At 37.1% G+C, this 17325-nt stretch carries 19 protein-coding genes; 1 reads left to right on the top strand and 18 read right to left on the bottom strand.

Going from position 1 to position 17325, the window contains the following annotated elements:
* Window positions 1-111: 111 nt before the first annotated feature.
* From FBR08_RS06805 to FBR08_RS06785, 5 genes are read right to left on the bottom strand one after another with little or no spacing between them, the layout of a single operon-like run.
* Window positions 112-816, bottom strand: a complete 705-nt coding sequence (locus tag FBR08_RS06805; RefSeq protein ID WP_158962038.1) for a hypothetical protein — start codon at window positions 814-816, stop codon at window positions 112-114.
* A gap of 9 nt (window positions 817-825) precedes the next feature.
* Complete coding sequence (locus FBR08_RS06800) at window positions 826-1551, bottom strand: hypothetical protein (RefSeq protein ID WP_233266274.1); 726 nt, start codon at window positions 1549-1551, stop codon at window positions 826-828.
* Complete coding sequence (locus FBR08_RS06795; protein WP_158962037.1) at window positions 1536-2207, bottom strand: hypothetical protein; 672 nt, start codon at window positions 2205-2207, stop codon at window positions 1536-1538. The genes FBR08_RS06800 and FBR08_RS06795 overlap by 16 nt, the downstream gene beginning before the upstream one ends.
* A complete protein-coding gene (locus FBR08_RS06790) occupies window positions 2207-2851 on the bottom strand; it encodes a hypothetical protein (protein ID WP_158962036.1) in 645 nt (214 codons plus the stop codon). Before FBR08_RS06790 ends, FBR08_RS06795 begins: the two co-directional genes overlap by 1 nt.
* A 31-nt stretch (window positions 2852-2882) precedes the next feature.
* The gene (locus tag FBR08_RS06785) at window positions 2883-3218 is read right to left on the bottom strand and encodes a PadR family transcriptional regulator (RefSeq protein WP_158962035.1); all 336 of its coding nucleotides are present in this window, start codon (window positions 3216-3218) and stop codon (window positions 2883-2885) included.
* A gap of 144 nt (window positions 3219-3362) precedes the next feature.
* Between FBR08_RS06785 and FBR08_RS06780 the strand changes: the two genes are divergently transcribed.
* Entirely contained in the window at window positions 3363-4415 is a 1053-nt protein-coding gene (locus FBR08_RS06780; protein WP_158962034.1) for a ferredoxin--NADP reductase, read from the top strand.
* A 74-nt stretch (window positions 4416-4489) separates the two neighbouring features.
* Here the strand turns inward: FBR08_RS06780 and FBR08_RS06775 are convergent, their stop codons facing one another.
* From FBR08_RS06775 to FBR08_RS06715, 13 genes are all read right to left on the bottom strand, one after another.
* Window positions 4490-5032: a hypothetical protein gene (locus FBR08_RS06775; RefSeq protein ID WP_158962033.1), complete on the bottom strand. Its 543-nt coding sequence runs from the start codon at window positions 5030-5032 to the stop codon at window positions 4490-4492.
* A gap of 83 nt (window positions 5033-5115) precedes the next feature.
* Window positions 5116-6447, bottom strand: a complete 1332-nt coding sequence (argH, locus tag FBR08_RS06770) for an argininosuccinate lyase (RefSeq protein WP_158962032.1) — start codon at window positions 6445-6447, stop codon at window positions 5116-5118.
* A 1-nt stretch (window position 6448) separates the two neighbouring features.
* The gene (locus FBR08_RS06765; protein WP_158962031.1) at window positions 6449-7510 is read right to left on the bottom strand and encodes a M20 family metallo-hydrolase; all 1062 of its coding nucleotides are present in this window, start codon (window positions 7508-7510) and stop codon (window positions 6449-6451) included.
* 15 nt (window positions 7511-7525) lie between these two features.
* Entirely contained in the window at window positions 7526-8305 is a 780-nt protein-coding gene (gene argB, locus FBR08_RS06760) for an acetylglutamate kinase (RefSeq protein ID WP_158962030.1), read from the bottom strand.
* A gap of 2 nt (window positions 8306-8307) precedes the next feature.
* Window positions 8308-9306, bottom strand: a complete 999-nt coding sequence (locus FBR08_RS06755; protein WP_158962029.1) for a Rossmann-fold NAD(P)-binding domain-containing protein — start codon at window positions 9304-9306, stop codon at window positions 8308-8310.
* A 12-nt stretch (window positions 9307-9318) separates the two neighbouring features.
* Window positions 9319-10458, bottom strand: coding sequence for an aspartate aminotransferase family protein (locus tag FBR08_RS06750; RefSeq protein ID WP_158962028.1), 1140 nt, complete (start codon window positions 10456-10458; stop codon window positions 9319-9321).
* A 12-nt stretch (window positions 10459-10470) separates the two neighbouring features.
* On the bottom strand, window positions 10471-11448 hold the full coding sequence (gene argC, locus FBR08_RS06745; RefSeq protein WP_158962027.1) for an N-acetyl-gamma-glutamyl-phosphate reductase: 978 nt from the start codon (window positions 11446-11448) through the stop codon (window positions 10471-10473).
* A complete protein-coding gene (gene argG, locus FBR08_RS06740) occupies window positions 11441-12634 on the bottom strand; it encodes an argininosuccinate synthase (protein WP_158962026.1) in 1194 nt (397 codons plus the stop codon). Before argG ends, argC begins: the two co-directional genes overlap by 8 nt.
* A gap of 17 nt (window positions 12635-12651) precedes the next feature.
* Window positions 12652-13332, bottom strand: a complete 681-nt coding sequence (locus FBR08_RS06735; RefSeq protein WP_158962025.1) for a GNAT family N-acetyltransferase — start codon at window positions 13330-13332, stop codon at window positions 12652-12654.
* Window positions 13333-13832: 500 nt separating this feature from the next.
* Window positions 13833-14702 carry a hypothetical protein gene (locus FBR08_RS06730; protein ID WP_158962024.1) on the bottom strand — a complete coding sequence of 290 codons (870 nt, stop codon included), beginning with the start codon at window positions 14700-14702 and terminating at the stop codon, window positions 13833-13835.
* Window positions 14703-14950: 248 nt separating this feature from the next.
* A complete protein-coding gene (locus FBR08_RS06725) occupies window positions 14951-15463 on the bottom strand; it encodes an adenine phosphoribosyltransferase (RefSeq protein WP_199268661.1) in 513 nt (170 codons plus the stop codon).
* Window positions 15464-15477: 14 nt separating this feature from the next.
* Entirely contained in the window at window positions 15478-16521 is a 1044-nt protein-coding gene (locus FBR08_RS06720) for a glycosyltransferase family 9 protein (protein ID WP_199268639.1), read from the bottom strand.
* 178 nt (window positions 16522-16699) lie between these two features.
* Window positions 16700-17305 carry a DUF4254 domain-containing protein gene (locus FBR08_RS06715; RefSeq protein WP_158962021.1) on the bottom strand — a complete coding sequence of 202 codons (606 nt, stop codon included), beginning with the start codon at window positions 17303-17305 and terminating at the stop codon, window positions 16700-16702.
* Between the last annotated feature and the right edge of the window lie 20 nt (window positions 17306-17325).

Raw genomic sequence — 17325 nt, 5'->3', positions numbered from 1 at the left:
GATATAGAATAAGACGCTACTCTTTCGTTTCTGTTACACTTTTATAAAATGTGGTTTAAATTTTCCTTTTTAAAGCATAAAAAAAGCGACTATAACTAGTCGCATCCTATACTAAATAGCTTGATATTTTTGAGGTAATTGATGAATTTTCTTTTGTAATTGAGGTAGGAGAACATAGATGGCTACATACGTCCACAGTCCCATGAATAGGATGAGTAAAGCAACAATACAGGTAGCCAGTAGGGTATTCGCAATAAAACTAGTTAAATGGGGCAATTGAATCATAACGGACGTAAAAGAGATAAAGGCACCTCCTGCATAACTCTGGATCGCAACTGCTTCTAATAAAAAACGTTTATTCAACCTCTTTTGTCTTTGTTTTACTTTTCGCTGCCACAGCGTACCCACCACAATATAAAGGCTTATAATTCCAAAAAGGATACAATATAAACTCCAAATACCTCCTTCTTGATACGTGTAACCAATAGTAAACAAAATCAAATAAACTGCGATAGAGAATACAATCTTTGGTATAGTAAAAAAAGTTCCTACTTCTCTTAGCATCATGTTGATATAGCTGCCTTTTAACCGATCTATCTTTGCGGTAACCACATCGGTAAATCCGAAAATTCCAAACTTTTTGAAGGCGCGGTCCAACGCAACATCAAAGGACAATTGCTCATCCTCTTGCCATTGTTCTTCAATATCTAGGGCTAGATGATCAACCAATTCTAACTCTACATCGTAAAACTCAACATAGTGTTGACGGACAAATTGATGTAATTGTTCTATTTCTTGTGGGGTTACGGTTCTCATAAGTGCTAATTAAACAGTTGTGATTCGTTGCTTTTGCAGGTTTAAATCTGCGTTTATTTTGGGAATAATAATCGCTTTTAAAATATAGATGTACAAGCCTGTAGCTGTGATTACGACAGTCTGCATCACCAAAGCAAAAGTAGTATTACCTTCCACTAAGAAAATTCGAAAAAACAGAAAAAACAGGAGATAATAGGGCCATATTTCTAGGTGAAACAACACCGCGTGCAACAGCCATTTCTTTTCCATCTGCTTCTGTCTTTGCCTCCGCGCATGAAACAGCCGCACCAATTGAAAAACTAAAAATAAAAACACCCCACCTTCTAGCACTTCCACAACGGAAACGTTTTTAAATTGTCCTAAAAAACGAAGCAAAACAAAAACAACGCCGAGTAAAGCCATAGAAAATATAATCTTAGGTATCGTGAAAAAACCTTTCAATAATCGAAAGCTCTCCTTATAGTACGCACTGCTCAACCTATTAATCTTTTGCTCGACAACATCCATAAAACCAAAAACCCCAAACTTCTTGAAAGCCCGATCCAAAGCAATAGCAAAAGACAACTGTTGATCCTGCTGCCATTGTCTTTCAATGTCATTGGCGAGGTGATCGACCAATTCCAATTCAACATCGTAATACTCCACATAATGTTTGCGAATAAATAAATGGAGTTGATCAATTTCTTCGCTGTTAACTTTTCTTTCCAATTTAGTAGCTATTAGACGGTTTTCCATTTAATTTGATACAGTTTTTCTTTTTGATAATCCATGTGCCAATGAACCATGTAAAACAAAGCAATCGACCCCATGAGTATATAGTTATAAATAAACCAATCTCCTTTGGGCATAAGCTTCAATTGAGAGAGTAATGCCATAACAGCAAACGTACTCTGTACAAGTCCCAATCGCTTAAATTCAATGCGTAAAAAACTACCTGTAGCCGTATGTAGTGCGGTCTTTTTTACCAAACTAAAATTTCGAATATAGACCACAACACCACTGAGGAAGAGCAAGGCAAAAAAACCTAAGCCCAACCAATGCCCCTGATCCGAATCCATCAGCTGATGAAAGCCCCCTCCATATAACAAGGTTGTTAACACACCAAAAAGCAGGGCTTTTCCTCCGCGTATCATCCGTTCTTTCCTCCATTGTGTGGCAACAAATTGAGGAATACCTCTAAAAAAACCTTTTGCAGGTTTCAGCAAAGCATCCCATTTTGAAAAAACAAGAATAAAAGCTTCTTCGTAGCTTTTTTCGTTTTGGAGCTCTACTTCAATATCAGAAGCAATATGATCCACTACTTCTGCTCGAAGATCAATATAGTACAGACGATAGTGCTCAATTAAAAACTGATCGATATGTTGGAGTTGATGGGAGGTAAGTGCTTCCATTACTTTGCAATTTTAAATTTTTGATACTTACAATACCTGATAAATCGAAACAATAGAAACGAATGGAAAATAAAATAATACATCACCAGTACTTCAAAACTAAAGGGAGTAGCATCTGTTCCCCAAAGCAACGTAAACAACAGGATAACTGCTAAAGCTAGCCCACTTTTAAACAGCACCTCAACTGATTTTACTCTAAAAAAATCACGCCGATAATCTTGTATATCTTTTGATTCGCGATACATCATAAAAACACCTACTACATGAATTGTAAATAGAGATCCCAATAAAACGACACTATTGAACGTAAAGTAGTAGGTTCCAATAAGCAGTAATAAACCTAATACTATAGCTGCTACAAAAGATATTATCTCGATCTTTCTGTATGCACTATTCAATTGGTTGACAATAAAATGAGGGATGCCTTTATAAATGCCTTTTTGATTGGCAATCAACCTTACATTCCATTTGCGAAAAACTAAAATAGTAGCTTCATCGTAGGTTTCCCCTTGATGCATCATCTCTTCTATTTCACAGGCCATATGATCCAAGAGTTCATTGCGGAGTTCATCGTATTTTAAATCATACTTATACAATAATCGCTCTTGAATTGATTGAAGCTGTTCTTTGGTTAGTATATTCATTGGTTTACAGGATAATAGGATTAATAAACCTTTACGTCAATTTTAGGTTGACGATGTTTTGCATGTTGCGGATAAAATTCTCTAATTCTTCTAGTTTGTTAACCGTTTCCTTCACTCCACTTTCTGTTAGTTTATAATACTTACGTACTCTACCATCTACACGCTCCATATCCACATCTAAGAAACCATCAGCTTCTAATTTATGTAGCGCTGGATAAAGAGCACCTTCGGTTAAGCTCATTTCTCCGGAAGTGATTTCCTTTACCTTTTGAGTAATTTCATAGCCATACATACGACCATTTTCTGCCAATAGCTTCATAATAATCGTATTCAAACTTCCTTTATATAATTGTTGTTGCTTTGCCATATATAAGATTCTTAGGTATTGCAAATATAGTCTTTTTTTGATACCTATGATATTTAGGTATAATATTTTTAGTTAAACCGAGAAGTAAAACTTCCTTTTACTCCATGGGTTTTGTATTTTTGCGAACTTAAACAGAACTAAACGATGTCAAGATTCAACAAATTAACGGTAAAAGAGATTCGAAGAGAAACTCCAAATGCGGTATCTATCGTATTTGATATTCCTGCAGCATTACAATCAGCGTATGAGTTTGTTGCTGGGCAATATCTCAACATTAGGTATGAACATAACGGCAAAGAAATAAGACGTGCTTATTCGATTTGTTCTACCCCACAAAGTGGAGAAATTCGCATTGTGGTTAAAAAAGTAGAAGGAGGAGCCTTCTCTACGTATGCCAATAATGTGTTGAAAGTAGGAGATCAATTAGAAGTAGATACACCAGAAGGTCGTTTTACTTTTACTCCAAATGCGGAAGCATCGAATAACTATGCTGCTTTTGCAGCTGGTAGTGGTATTACGCCGGTGATGTCTATCTTACAAACCGTATTAAACCAGGAGCCGAACAGCAAGTTTGTATTAGTTTACGGAAACAAATCAGCAGAAGAGACGATCTTCCACACGCAGTTACACCAATTACAAGAACAATATCCGGAACAGCTTTATGTACATTTTGTCTATTCAAGAATGAGAGAAAACGATTCGATTTTTGGACGAATTGACAAAGCTGCGATCAATTTTGTAGTGAATAATAAACATCAAGACAAGTCTTTTGTCAACTATTTCTTATGCGGCCCAGAAGCCATGATTGATGTGGTAAGCGAAACACTACAAGCGAAAGGCATAGCAAAAGACCAGATTCTATTTGAAATTTTCACACCGAATACAGATGGGAATAATCCCGTAGAAGCAGGTGGAGGAAGTACTAAAGTGACGGTCATTGTTGACGATGAGGAATCTACTTTTGAGATGCCCAAAAGTCAAGCATTACTAAGTGGTGTATTAGAGGCGGGAATCGATGCTCCTTATTCGTGTCAAGGTGGTATTTGTAGTTCTTGTATGTGTAGAGTGACCAAAGGTTCAGCTACAATGAAACGCAATAGTATCTTATCTGATGATGAAGTTGCAGAAGGGTTGATCTTATCGTGTCAAGCAATTGTCACCTCAGATGAAATTCACATCAACTACGATGATATATAATAAAAAAGGAAACTGAAAAATCAGTTTCCTTTTTTATTACTTTTTAAAATATAAATATACTTTCTCATTAATTTTTATTTTTTAAAATACAAATACACTTTCTCATTCGGATCTATACGTTCATAATTAGACATATAATCTTCGATACGCAAATACTCCCCTTGAAAACCAATCTCTAAAGTGCCTTTGAATCTCCTTCCTCCTAGAATAAGTCCAATTTGAGGATGAAGATATCCATTGACTAATGTTGTAAATAATTCTCCTTCACTTAACAACTCTGTATCAATAAAGAAAACAGAATCTGTAGTTTCACATCCCAAATTTCCAGATTGAAATTTTATAAATCCAAAATTCAAATTCGGTTGATTTTCTGTTATAATTACACTAAAAAATTCATTCGCTCGACAAGAAGACGAACTATTACTTAGCATACTCGCTTTTTCATTGCCCCGTTTTATCCCTGCATAATAGAAAATCATATTATTAATTTCATCTAAACTTTTCAGCTTGCTATATTCCATTGCAGAAATGGGATCATAATTATCTTTATTATCATCGCTTTTTGAACAAGATAACAGCAAACAGACTACTAATACAGCTATGATTGAATTAAACATCTTTATATACATACATTTTATATCTTAACATAAATTTAATCAAAAAAAGCATAGAAAAAAATTTCTATGCTTTTTACAAACTATCACAACACTAAACGTACTAGTTTATTCTTTACTTGATCAAACCCGAAGGTTTGATATACGACCTCAAAGGCCTCTTTTATCTCCTCATTCATCAAATTACCTATACTCCCTTGGTGGGTATGATGAACTTCTTTAGCTGGCTGATAAGTTCCTTCTTCAATAGCTACACCAATTTCTTTGTAAGCTTCTCTAAAGGGTGTACCATCTAAGACTAATTGATTAACCACCTCAACACTAAATAAATAATCATATTTAGGATCCGCTAAGATGGCTGTATTCACTTTTATGTTTTCTAACATCAACTGCGTCATGTCCAAACATTCTTTCAAGGAGATAAATGCGGGAAATAGATTTTCTTTTAGCAATTGCAAATCGCGGTGATACCCTGCAGGTAAATTGGTGGTCATTAGAGCGATTTCATTGGGTAACGCTTGAATTTTATTACATCTGGAACGAATCAACTCCAAGACATCTGGATTTTTCTTGTGTGGCATAATACTTGACCCTGTGGTTAAATGCTCTGGGAATCCGATAAAATTGTAATTCTGCCCCATATACAAACAGCAGTCCATTGCCCATTTAGCTAAGGTAGCCGCAATAGCACTTAACCCTTGTGCTAAAATACGTTCGCTTTTTCCTCTACCCATTTGAGCATAAACCACATTGTAATTCATGGATTCAAATCCCAACAAATCGGTTGTCATTTGTCTATCTAAAGGAAAAGAGGAACCATAACCCGCTGCTGAACCTAGTGGATTTTTGTTTACGACCTTCCAAGCCGCTAGCATCATTTCTAAATCGTCCACCAAACTCTCCGCATACGCGCCAAACCACAGTCCAAATGAAGAAGGCATGGCGATTTGCAAATGGGTATACCCAGGCATTAGGACGTCTTTGTGCTGATTACTCAAACGTTGAAACGTCTCAAATACGCTTTTCACTTGTGCTACAATTTCTTCAATCTCGTAACGGAAATACAATTTCAAATCCACCAATACTTGATCATTTCGCGAACGACCCGCGTGGATTTTCTTTCCCGCTTCGCCAATTCTTCTCGTCAGCAATAATTCAATCTGTGAATGGATATCTTCTACCTCCTCTTCAATATGAAAATCCCCTTGCATGATTTCATCATAAATTGCTTTTAATTCTTTTTGAATGAGTGTTAACTCCTCTTGCGTAAGCAAACCAATATGCTGTAACATCTGAGTATGCGCTAAAGATCCCAGCACGTCAAAAGGAGCTAAGTTCATGTCCATCATTCTATCTTGTCCAACAGTAAAGGCATCAACGGCCTGATTTACTGCTGTATTTTTCTGCCATAACTTCATTTTACTTCACGATTTGGTTTAACATTTCAATATAAAGCGAGATTCCTTCTTCTATTTCACTCACATACACAAACTCATCTGCAGTATGTGATCGGGCAGAATCTCCAGGGCCACATTTTAACGACGGGATGTCCAACAACGCTTGATCACTCGTTGTTGGCGATCCATACGTAGCGCGTCCCAACTGAATACCTGCTTGCACAACAGGGTGATCTTTTGCAATAGAAGAGGGTTTTAAACGCGTTGAACGCGCGTTTACCTCACAACTCACCTGTTGTTTCACTATTTCTAAAACTTCCTCGTTGGTGTAGGCATCCGTAACGCGAACATCAACGACAAAATCACAGCTTGCAGGTACGACATTGTGTTGGGTTCCCGCTTGAATCATCGTTACACTCATCTTAATTGGTCCAAATTCTTCCGATACTTTTGGAAATTGATAGGTTGAAAACCACGCAATGTCCTCTATTGCATTTAATATAGCATTTTCACCTTCATTACGCGCTGCATGTCCAGAACGTCCTTTAGCCACACAATCCAACACCATTAATCCGCGTTCTGCCACCGCTAAATGCATTTGAGTAGGCTCTCCTACAATAGCAAAATCCAAAGTACCAAGCTTAGGAATGACGGATTCTAATCCTTCCGTTCCCGATATTTCTTCTTCTGCCGTAGCCGCTAGACAAATGTTGTATCTCAACTCTTTTTGTTCATAGAAATACACAAAAGTAGCCAAAAGCGAAACTAAACATCCTCCTGCATCATTACTTCCTAATCCATAAAGTTTACCATCAATAATTTCGGCTTGAAAAGGATCTCGAGTATAATCTTTATTTGGACGAACCGTATCGTGATGTGAATTCAACAAAATCGTCGGTTTATTCGAATCATAGTATTTATTAAACGCCCAAACATTGTGTAAGTCACGGTGAATAGCAACGCCGTGCTTTATGAGAAATTGTGCAATTAATTCTGCCGTATTTCCTTCTTCTTTACTGAATGAAGGAGTTGCAATCAGTCTTTTTAACAGCTGAATCGCCTCTATCGTGAGTTCTTTTTTCATTTCTTCCTTTTTTGTTTACAGACTAATTACCGTCCCTGCTGTTTGTTTCAACAAATCTTGTGCAGATTTAATACAAACTTGATGTACCTTTTGTTCCACAGCGGCCAATGCATTTTCTATTTTTGGCAACATCCCTTCCACGATAATTCCCTCGTTTTTTAGTTGGTCAAAATTAGCAGTGTTGATTGTTGATATAACAGATTCTGCATCCTTTATATCACGCAATACACCTTTGCGTTCAAAGCAATAAATCAAGTCTACTTGATAGTCTGTTGCTAAGGCGATAGCCAGATTTGAAGCTATTGTATCTGCGTTTGTATTTAATAACTGCCCTTCTTGATCAGCGGTAATAGCAGAAAAAACAGGACAAAGTCCTAAGGCTAAAAACTGCTTTAAGCGATGAACCTGAACGTCTTGAGGAGAAAAATCTCCTACATAACCGTAGTCTACAGGCACTTTTGGGCGTTTATGACTTTTGATGAGTTGCGCATCTGCCCCAGAAACACCCAAAGCATCACACTTTCGCTGTTGTAGTTGAGCCACGATTTGCTTATTAATCAATCCCGCATAAACCATAACCGTAACGGGTAACATCGCTGCAGAGGTAATTCTTCGTCCCTCAACCATTTCTGTGGAAATGGCTAATTCACTAGCTAATTTTGTAGCCAGTTTTCCTCCTCCATGAACCAGTATTTTTGGAGATTCGATTTGTACAAAAAGGGCTAAAAAGTCATGCAAAGCCTTTTCATTATCTACGATATTTCCTCCTATTTTAATTACGGTTAGTTTTTGCATCTCTATTTATTTTTCAACATTTCTTGCAATACTGCTTGGGCTGCCCATACTCTATTTCCAGCTTCTTCAATAACAATGGCATGTTCGCTATCCAGTACTTCAGCAGCAATGACCAAATCGCGTCTTACTGGTAAACAGTGCATCACTTTGGCTTGATTGGTTTCCTTTAAATGATCTAAAGTCAACATCCAAGAAGGATCTGTACACGTAATTTGTCCATAATTCTCATAGCTTGACCAGTTTTTTACATACACAAAATCAGCCTCTTGTAAAGCTTCCCTTTGGTTTGTTGTTACCCTAGCACCTTGTGTAAATTCCTCACTCAAACCATACCCTTCTGGGTGTGTAATAACGAAATCGAGCAATCCCTCTTTTTCGGCTTGAATCATCCATTCGGCAAATGAATTGGGAACCGCTTGCGGTAACGCTTTCACATGAGGAGCCCAGGTCAAGACAACCTTTGGTTTTTTTCCTTGTGGCACATATTGTTTTTTGCTTTCATCAAATAAATAGTCCCCTTTTTCAATGATGGTCAAAAGATCTGTAAAGCTTTGTAGCGGATGTCTGGTTGCACTTTCTAAACTCACCACGGGTTTTCCACAGTATTGAGTGAACTTGCTAAACAATTCTTCGCTATAATCCTCTGTTGCATCTTTCAATCCAGGAAAGGAACGCAACCCTAAAATATCGCAATATTCTCCCATTACAGCAGCCGCCTCTTTGATGTGTTCCGCTGTATTGCCGTCCATCACTACGCCATCTTTGGTTTCCAACGCCCAGCCATCTGAGGTCATATTCATAATCATCACTTGCATCCCCAAGTGCATCGCTGCTTTTTGGGTACTCATTCGCGTTCTCAAGCTTGGATTTAAGAAAACCAATCCCATTACTTTGTGCTTTCCTAGATTTTCATTTTGGAAAGGATTTGCCTTACATTCCAGAGCGGTCTTCACCGCTTCTGACAAAGAAGGTATATCGTGTACTGAAAAAAATTGTTTCATTGACTTTTGCTTTTAATACTGTTGTAATCTTTTGCTGAATTTCTCTAAAAACACATCCGCCTCTGTCTCGCTCAGTGTAAGCGCAGGTAGTAAACGAATCACGTTTGGACTAGCATTGCCCGTAAAGATGTGGTCTTGAAACAAAAGATCCGATCGCAAGTTTTTTAGTTCTGGGGCAAGATCAATGCCAATCATCAATCCTTTTCCTCTCACTTCTTGTATTTTATCTAGTTTTTTTAATTCCGTCAATAGGTAACCTCCAATTTCTTTGGCTTGAATCAACAATTGCTCTTGTTGCATCACTTCTAAAACGGCTAATGCTGCAGCGCAAGCTAAATGGTTTCCGCCAAATGTTGTTCCCAATTGACCATGCCAAGGTTTGAATACTGGCGCCAGTGCTAATGCACCGATTGGAAAACCATTCCCCATCCCTTTAGCCATCGTGTAAATATCTGCTTGCACCCCTGCATCATTAACCGCATAAAAAGAACCTGTTCTACCGTATCCACATTGAATTTCGTCTGCGATAAAAACAGCGTCATATTGTGTTGTTAAGGTTCTTATTTTTTGTAGAAAGGAAGGTGTAGCTACCTGAATTCCCCCAACGCCTTGAATTCCTTCAATGATTACGGCTGCTACTTCACCTCCATAGGAAGCAAACGCCTGTTCTAGCGCATCTTCATCATTAAAAGGCAAGAAAACCAAGTGTTCTGTTTCATTAACTGGGGCTACAATCTTAGGATTATCCGTTGCCGCAACCGCTAAAGAAGTTCGCCCGTGAAAGGCTTTTTCAAAAGCGATTACCTTTTTTCTTCCAGTATGAAAAGACGCTATTTTCAACGCATTTTCATTCGCTTCTGCGCCCGAATTACACAAAAACAATTGATACTCGTTTAAACCTGATACTTCGCCCAACAAAGCTGCAACTTGATGCTGTAAGGGAATTTCTATTGAATTAGAATAAAATCCGATCTGGTCCAGTTGTTGTTTTAAACGACTAACATAATGAGGATGTGTATGTCCGATAGAAATAACAGCATGTCCGCCATATAAATCTAAATACGCTTGTCCATTTTTATCCCAAACACAACTTCCCTGTCCTTTAACTATTTCAATGGGGTTTAAAGGATATACATCATATAATTTCATCATAATTTATCTCGTTTAAAAAGCAGATGCTTTCAAGTTTAATCCTGTTTTTTCCTCTAATCCGAACAGGAGGTTCATGTTTTGAACCGCTTGGCCAGAAGCTCCTTTCAGTAAGTTATCAAGGGTACTTGTAATCAATACATCATTTTGATGTTTGTCTACTGAAATCAAGCATTTGTTCGTGTTTATCACTTGTTTTAAGTGAATTGCATCTTCACTAAAATGAGTAAAAGGATGGGGATTGTAGTATAGGGCATACATTTCCTGCAATTCCGCTAAACTCAATGAGGATTCCATCATGATACTGACAAATATCCCTCTTGCAAAATCCCCACGTTCGGGTATGAACTTGATCGCGGACTTCGTCTGAGGTTGCAATTGACTTAAACTTTCACCTATTTCTCCTAAATGTTGATGCGTAAAGGCTTTGTATACCGACAAATTATTTGCTCTCCAGCTAAAGTGAGACGTACTTGCTAAACCTTGTCCTGCTCCTGTTGATCCCGTGATCGCTTGGATGTGAATAGATTCAGGCAACATTTGTTGGGCAGCTAAAGGCAATAAAGCCAATTGAATAGCCGTTGCAAAACAGCCAGGATTGGCAATATAATTCGCTTGTTTAATCTGGTCTCTATTCAATTCAGGCAAGCCATAAACAAAGGGATTACCGTCTTTTTTCAATCTAAAATCCTGGCTTAAATCAATGATTTTAACGGAGTGTTCAAAGGAGTGTTCTTGCAAAAAAACTTGAGCATCTCCATGACCTAAACACAAAAAAACAACGTCGATCTCTTGTTGAAGCTCAGCGGTAAACAACAAATCTGTATCGCCAAATAGATCCGTGTGTATGCTGTAAATCGGTTTATTAGCCTGACTTTTAGAATGAATAAAAACCAGCTCAACAGCAGGGTGATTCAGCAACAGACGAAGAAGTTCTCCTCCTGTATAACCTGCACCACCAACAATTCCCACTTTAATTTTATCTTTACTCATCTTCTTGTTGGTTTACTTTATGCCAAATCATCACTTGATTGCCAAATATTTTTGAAAATCCTTTGACATCTTCTCCAGTCCACGTATTATTCATCTCCCCATAACTACCGAATGCATTAGACATCAAGTCATTATCCGACTCAATTCCCTGTACAACAAAACGGTGCGGGTGAAGTTCAATCCACACTTTTCCGTTAACCGTTTGTTGGGTGCTGGATAAGAAGGCCTCTAGGTCGCGCATCACTGGATCGTGAAATTGTCCTTCGTGTAAATAGTTGCCATAAAAAGTACTCAATTGTTCTTTCCAGCTCAACTGCCATTTGGTAAGGGTATGCTTTTCAAGCGTATGATGTGCTTTCACTAAAATCAGGGGAGCAGCCGCTTCAAAACCCACTCTTCCTTTGATTCCAATAATCGTATCACCTACGTGGATATCTCTTCCAATCCCAAAGGGTTGAGCGAGATCTTGTAGTTGTTGGATCACTTCAGTAGGGGTCATTTGAATGCCATTTAATGCAATGGGCTCTCCGTGCTCAAACACAATTTCAACAACCTCAGGGGTTGTTTTGGTCACTGGAGTTGGCCAAGCTTCTTCTGGTAAATATAGATTCGAAGTTAGGGTTTCCTTTCCTCCTACTGAAGTTCCCCACAAGCCTTTATTAATTGAATATTTTGCTTTTTCTGCGTTAATTGCTACCCCGTGTTTAGCTAAATACACAATTTCTTCTTCTCTACTTAATTTTAAATCGCGAATAGGGGTAATAATTTCGATATTTGGAATTAAGATATTAAAAATCATATCAAAACGCACTTGATCATTTCCTGCGCCAGTGCTTCCATGTGCTACGGCTGTTGCTTTTATTTTCTTGGCATAGTTGGCAATTGCCGTTGCCTGGCACACACGTTCTGCACTAACGGAAAGCGGATAAGTTCCATTTTTTAATACATTTCCAAAAATCAAATACTTTACGCTTTCGTTATAGTAATTTTCTGTTTCGTCAATGGTTGTATGAGACGCTACGCCTAAACTATAGGCTTTTTGCTCGATTGTCTGTAATTCTTCTGGTGAGAAACCACCCGTATTGACAACAACAGCATGTACTTCATATCCCAATTCTTTGAGGTAAATCACACAAAAACTGGTGTCTAATCCACCACTAAAGGCTAAAACTATTTTTTTATTCATCTTGTTTCTTGTTATGTTTAAAATAAATGCGTCTTCTTTACGGTTTGCTTAATTTTCATTTGCAGTCGTTTCAGTAAAGAATACTTCTTCTGCATTTCTTTTAAGCGTTCTTTCGCTTTTGTTTTTTGATCTATTTTCGTTCGAAGTTCTTTTTCTTTTTCAACGGGATCCCAAAGCATCGAGGTACACAAGCAATTTTTGCGTTCTTTGCTCTGTAAAATAGCAAAGTTGACACAGCTCTCACAGCCCTTCCAAAAGGATTCATCTTGTGTCAATTCTGAATAGGGAACGGGTTCATATCCTAGGTCAGAATTGATTTTCATCACCGCTAGCCCCGTGGTTAATCCAAATATTTTAGCTTGGGGATATTTAGCTCTAGACAGTTCAAAAATTCGCTTCTTAATAGTTTTGGCCAACCCCTCCTTTCTGAATACGGGATTGACAATCAAACCTGAATTGGCGACATATTCACCGTGACTCCACGTTTCGATATAACAAAACCCCGCCCAAGTTCCATCTCGGTGCAACGCAATCACCGCCTTACCTTCTAGCATTTTGTTTGCTACATATTCCGGTTTTCTTCTGGCGATTCCCGTACCACGTGCTTGGGCAGAAAGGGCCATTTCATCACAGATTTGTGCAGCATAACCAACGTGTGTTTCATTCGCTGGTATAACGATAAACTGATTTGAATTCATCTCAAAAACAGATAGTTAGAATTCAACAGCGTCAATAGCAAAACCTGCAAAATGCAAGAATTCTCCTTTTCAAGCTCGTTGAACTACATTAAAATTTAATGGATTTATTGATTTGGGAGACAACAAAGTTCCCAAAGAAAAAGAATGCTTAACGAATTAAGCCCGCGACCGCGAAGACCGCGAAGTAGATAACAAGAAAACAGCAGCAGTAGCAGAGGCTATGCTGTACGTTTTAAAAGTAGTATGTAGTACTGTTTTCTTCATTTATTTGATATCCCCTAATGGGTTGGTACAAAGTTTTCTAATAATAATTTTAATATGCAAGTGTTTTTAAAAAAAATAACACTGTTTTTTCAAACAATTATAAACCAAGTTGTTATGAATAGCAAATGAGATAATTATTGTTAATAAAAACATTCGTAATAAATTATAATCAAAAACTAAGCCAAAAAAAAAGCTACTTTTTCAAGTAGCTTTTTTCACTTTATTCTATGGTTTTCTTATTTTTTAATCTTGATTGACTTGTACGTATATTTATACACTAAGCGCTTCGTTCTATTGTCACTGTTAAAAGATCCCGTTGATTCGATAGGATATCCCTCAGCATTCAACTCATGTTTCATCACCCATTCTCCATATCGATCTTTGTAAGAAAGAATATTATTTTTCCCTACGTTTAAAGATGTAAGGTAATGCGTATAGTCAAAATTACTATGTGTAAAGTTGATACTCATATTCTCATAAGGAGTCTTGTTTGTATCATACGTAAAATCGTGAACACGTTTTGAATTATCTATTTCAGTTGCACGAATAATATTTCCTCTTTCATCATATTCATAGGCATAGTGTTCCTCATAATTATGGTCCGTTACTACTTTTAACGATACCACCTGTTTTTTCTCATTCAACTGGTAGTGTTTTGTTTCATTATCAACGCGTTCTACCGATTTAACTAACACACCCTGAGCATTGTATTCAAACTGCTCATCAATCCAATTTTCTCCACTAATCATTTCTATGGTATGGATACTCTTAATTTGATTTGCATCGTTATACGTCAACGTAGATTTTGTAAGACTACGTGATTCTTCTGAAAGAGGAATTTCATCTAAATCATCTACATCAAATATAGCGACTCTTCCTTTTTCATCATAGTGAAATACATAGGTCGTTTTACTAAATAAAGCAAGCTCATCTGATTCCTGTTCTTCACTGTACTCTGAATCATACTGCAACTCCTCCATTCTATCCAGTACAATTAACGTCGTTTCTTCTTCATTTGATTTCCCTCCTTTATTGTCATCAGATGAACAACCAACCGTTAAACAAGCGATAAAACTAATTCCTACCGTTTTTAAAATCTTTTTCATAATAATTTCATTTATTTTTATGCAAAATTAAGAATAAGACACCAATAAAAAAACCTTTCTACCTACATTAAAAAAACAGAACTGTTTGAAATTAGGAGAAATACATCAACATAACCAACAGTATAAAACGACGCCATAAATAGAAAAATATTAAGTCATTGATAAAGAACAAAAAAAGGAGTTTAGTATGTGCTAAACTCCTTTTTTTGTTCTTTCGGTTCGAAACATAGTATCGAACTGTATATGGCTTAATACGTCAGTAAACTTTTCACTTCGTACTGCGCTAATTTATCACGACCGTGTAAAAAAGAAAGCTCCATTAAGAAATTAATTTGTACAATTTCTCCTCCTAAACGCTCTACTAGTTTACAAACCGCCTCTGCTGTTCCACCTGTAGCTAGTACATCATCGTGAATCAATACTCTTTCTCCTGGTTTAATGGCATCCGCGTGCATCTCAAGGATGTCTGTTCCATATTCCAATTGATATTCTTGAGCAATCGTATCAAAAGGCAGTTTTTTAGGTTTTCGAACTGGTACAAAACCAGCCCCTAATTCTTTGGCTAATAAAGTAGCAAAGAAAAAACCACGACTTTCCATGCCCACTACACGATCTACTTTTTTATCACCAACCAAGGCTAACAATTGCTTGGTTGCTTCTTCCATCGCTTCAGGACTATTTAAAAGAGGTGTAATGTCTTTAAATCCAACACCCTCTTTTGGAAAATCCTGAATATTTCTAATATAATCTTCAATTTTAATCATCTCTAAATTCTTTATTTCTTCTGTGCTACTTCAATAACTTTCTTACACACCACTTGAGGTTCAATGGTTCGCATTGCCTCTTCATAGCCCTCCACTTTTTTATTTCCATACACTGAGGTTGGCAATAGAGGATACTTTTTACGATCTGCTGTGATACAATACTCCATCGGTTGATTAAACGGCGCAAAACCCGCATAAGGATGTGTGGCACCCCATAAAGTTACGACTTTTACTCCTAACATAGCTGCAATATGAGCATTTCCTGAATCCATAGACAACATAACATCTAAATGTTGAATTAAGTTCATTTCCACCTCTAATTTCACTTTACCTGCCATCACGATGACATTGTCATTATCTCGCTTCAATTGATTAAGTAGGGCAATTTCTTTCTCACCTCCACCAAAAAGGAAAACAAGGTAATTTTCTTGTTCTGCCAATTCGTCCACTACTTTTTGCATTAAATCCAAAGGGTAAACTTTACTGTCATATTGCGCAAAAGGAGCAATGCCAATCCAGGTTTTACCTTGTTCTTTGCTGTAGGGTTCAAGCTCTGGTGCTAAAGCAGGTACGGAAGGAAAAACAGGGTTTGTCATACTCACTGTTAATCCCAGTTTTTGAAGGGTTTCTACGTGGTTTTCCCCCATGGTCTGCACGGGTTTAAACACTTTGTTTTCCGCACGAGTTAATTCTTTTTTAGCAGCTCTTCCTTTATCTAACGCCGCAGTTGGTATCCCCGAGAGTTTAAACAAGGTTCGCACAATTTGCGCGCGCAATACATTGTGAAAATCAGCAAAATAATCGGGTTTTAATCTTTTAATGTCGTTGTATAAGCGAAGTAAACCCAAAAAACCTTTGTGTTTTTTCTTCACATCTACGGCCAAAAATTCAACACGTGCTATACCTTTAAAAAAAGGCTTAAAAAAAGGACGCGAAACTACTGTAACGCGAATGCTAGGGTGTTGTTCGATTAACGCTCGAATTACAGGTACCGTCATAGCCACGTCTCCCATAGCCGATAATCTAAAAATGACAATATGTTTTAAACCTTTCACTAAAATATGATTTATTTTGAACAAGAAAAGCGTGATAATCCACGCTTTACTAAACAAAAGTAATTTTTTTTAACGATAGAAAAAAATGATATTTTCCTCCTTTGATTTTACTGTAAAAACCTCGTCTATATCCCAATAAAAAAAAGCATATCGTCTATTCGATATGCTTCTTCTATTTTTATTTTTTATTTTGATACAACACAGGATTTAATTCCTCGTCGTTATACATTTTCATCTGCTTGTATACTTTCATGTATTTATCACCCTGAGCAATATCGTTTAATAAATCGTCAATTGCCGTAGATAAATCTTGTTTTTGTTCTAATAAAACATTCAATTTCTCTTGACATTTAGCTCTGTGCTCCTCTGTTGCTTCAGGTCTTGTTGCTTCTTCGCGCATGTGGTATATTTTCAACGCCAAGATTGAGTAGCGGTCAATGGCCCATGCTGGACTCTCAGAATTAATTTTAGCCCCCGTTTTTACTGTTACATCTTTATACTTAGTTAAGAAATAACTATCGATGTATTCTACCATATCCGTACGCTCTTGATTGGAAGCATCAATTCTTCTTTTCAAAGCTAACGCTGCTACAGGGTCAATTTGTGGATCGCGAATAATATCTTCAAAATGCCATTGAACCGTATCTATCCAGTTTTTTAAATACAATAAATGTTTAATGTCATCTTTGGGATATGGATTTCTAATTGGTTGATCTACATTATCGTACTTATGATAATCGCGAATACTCTCTTCGAATATCGGAAATGCTAATTCTGAAAACATATGAATAATTTTATTTACAA

Origin of the sequence: Myroides fluvii, from assembly GCF_009792295.1 — a bacterium.
Classification (GTDB): domain Bacteria; phylum Bacteroidota; class Bacteroidia; order Flavobacteriales; family Flavobacteriaceae; genus Flavobacterium; species Flavobacterium fluvii_A.
This window is presented reverse-complemented; position numbering and strand designations above follow the sequence as displayed.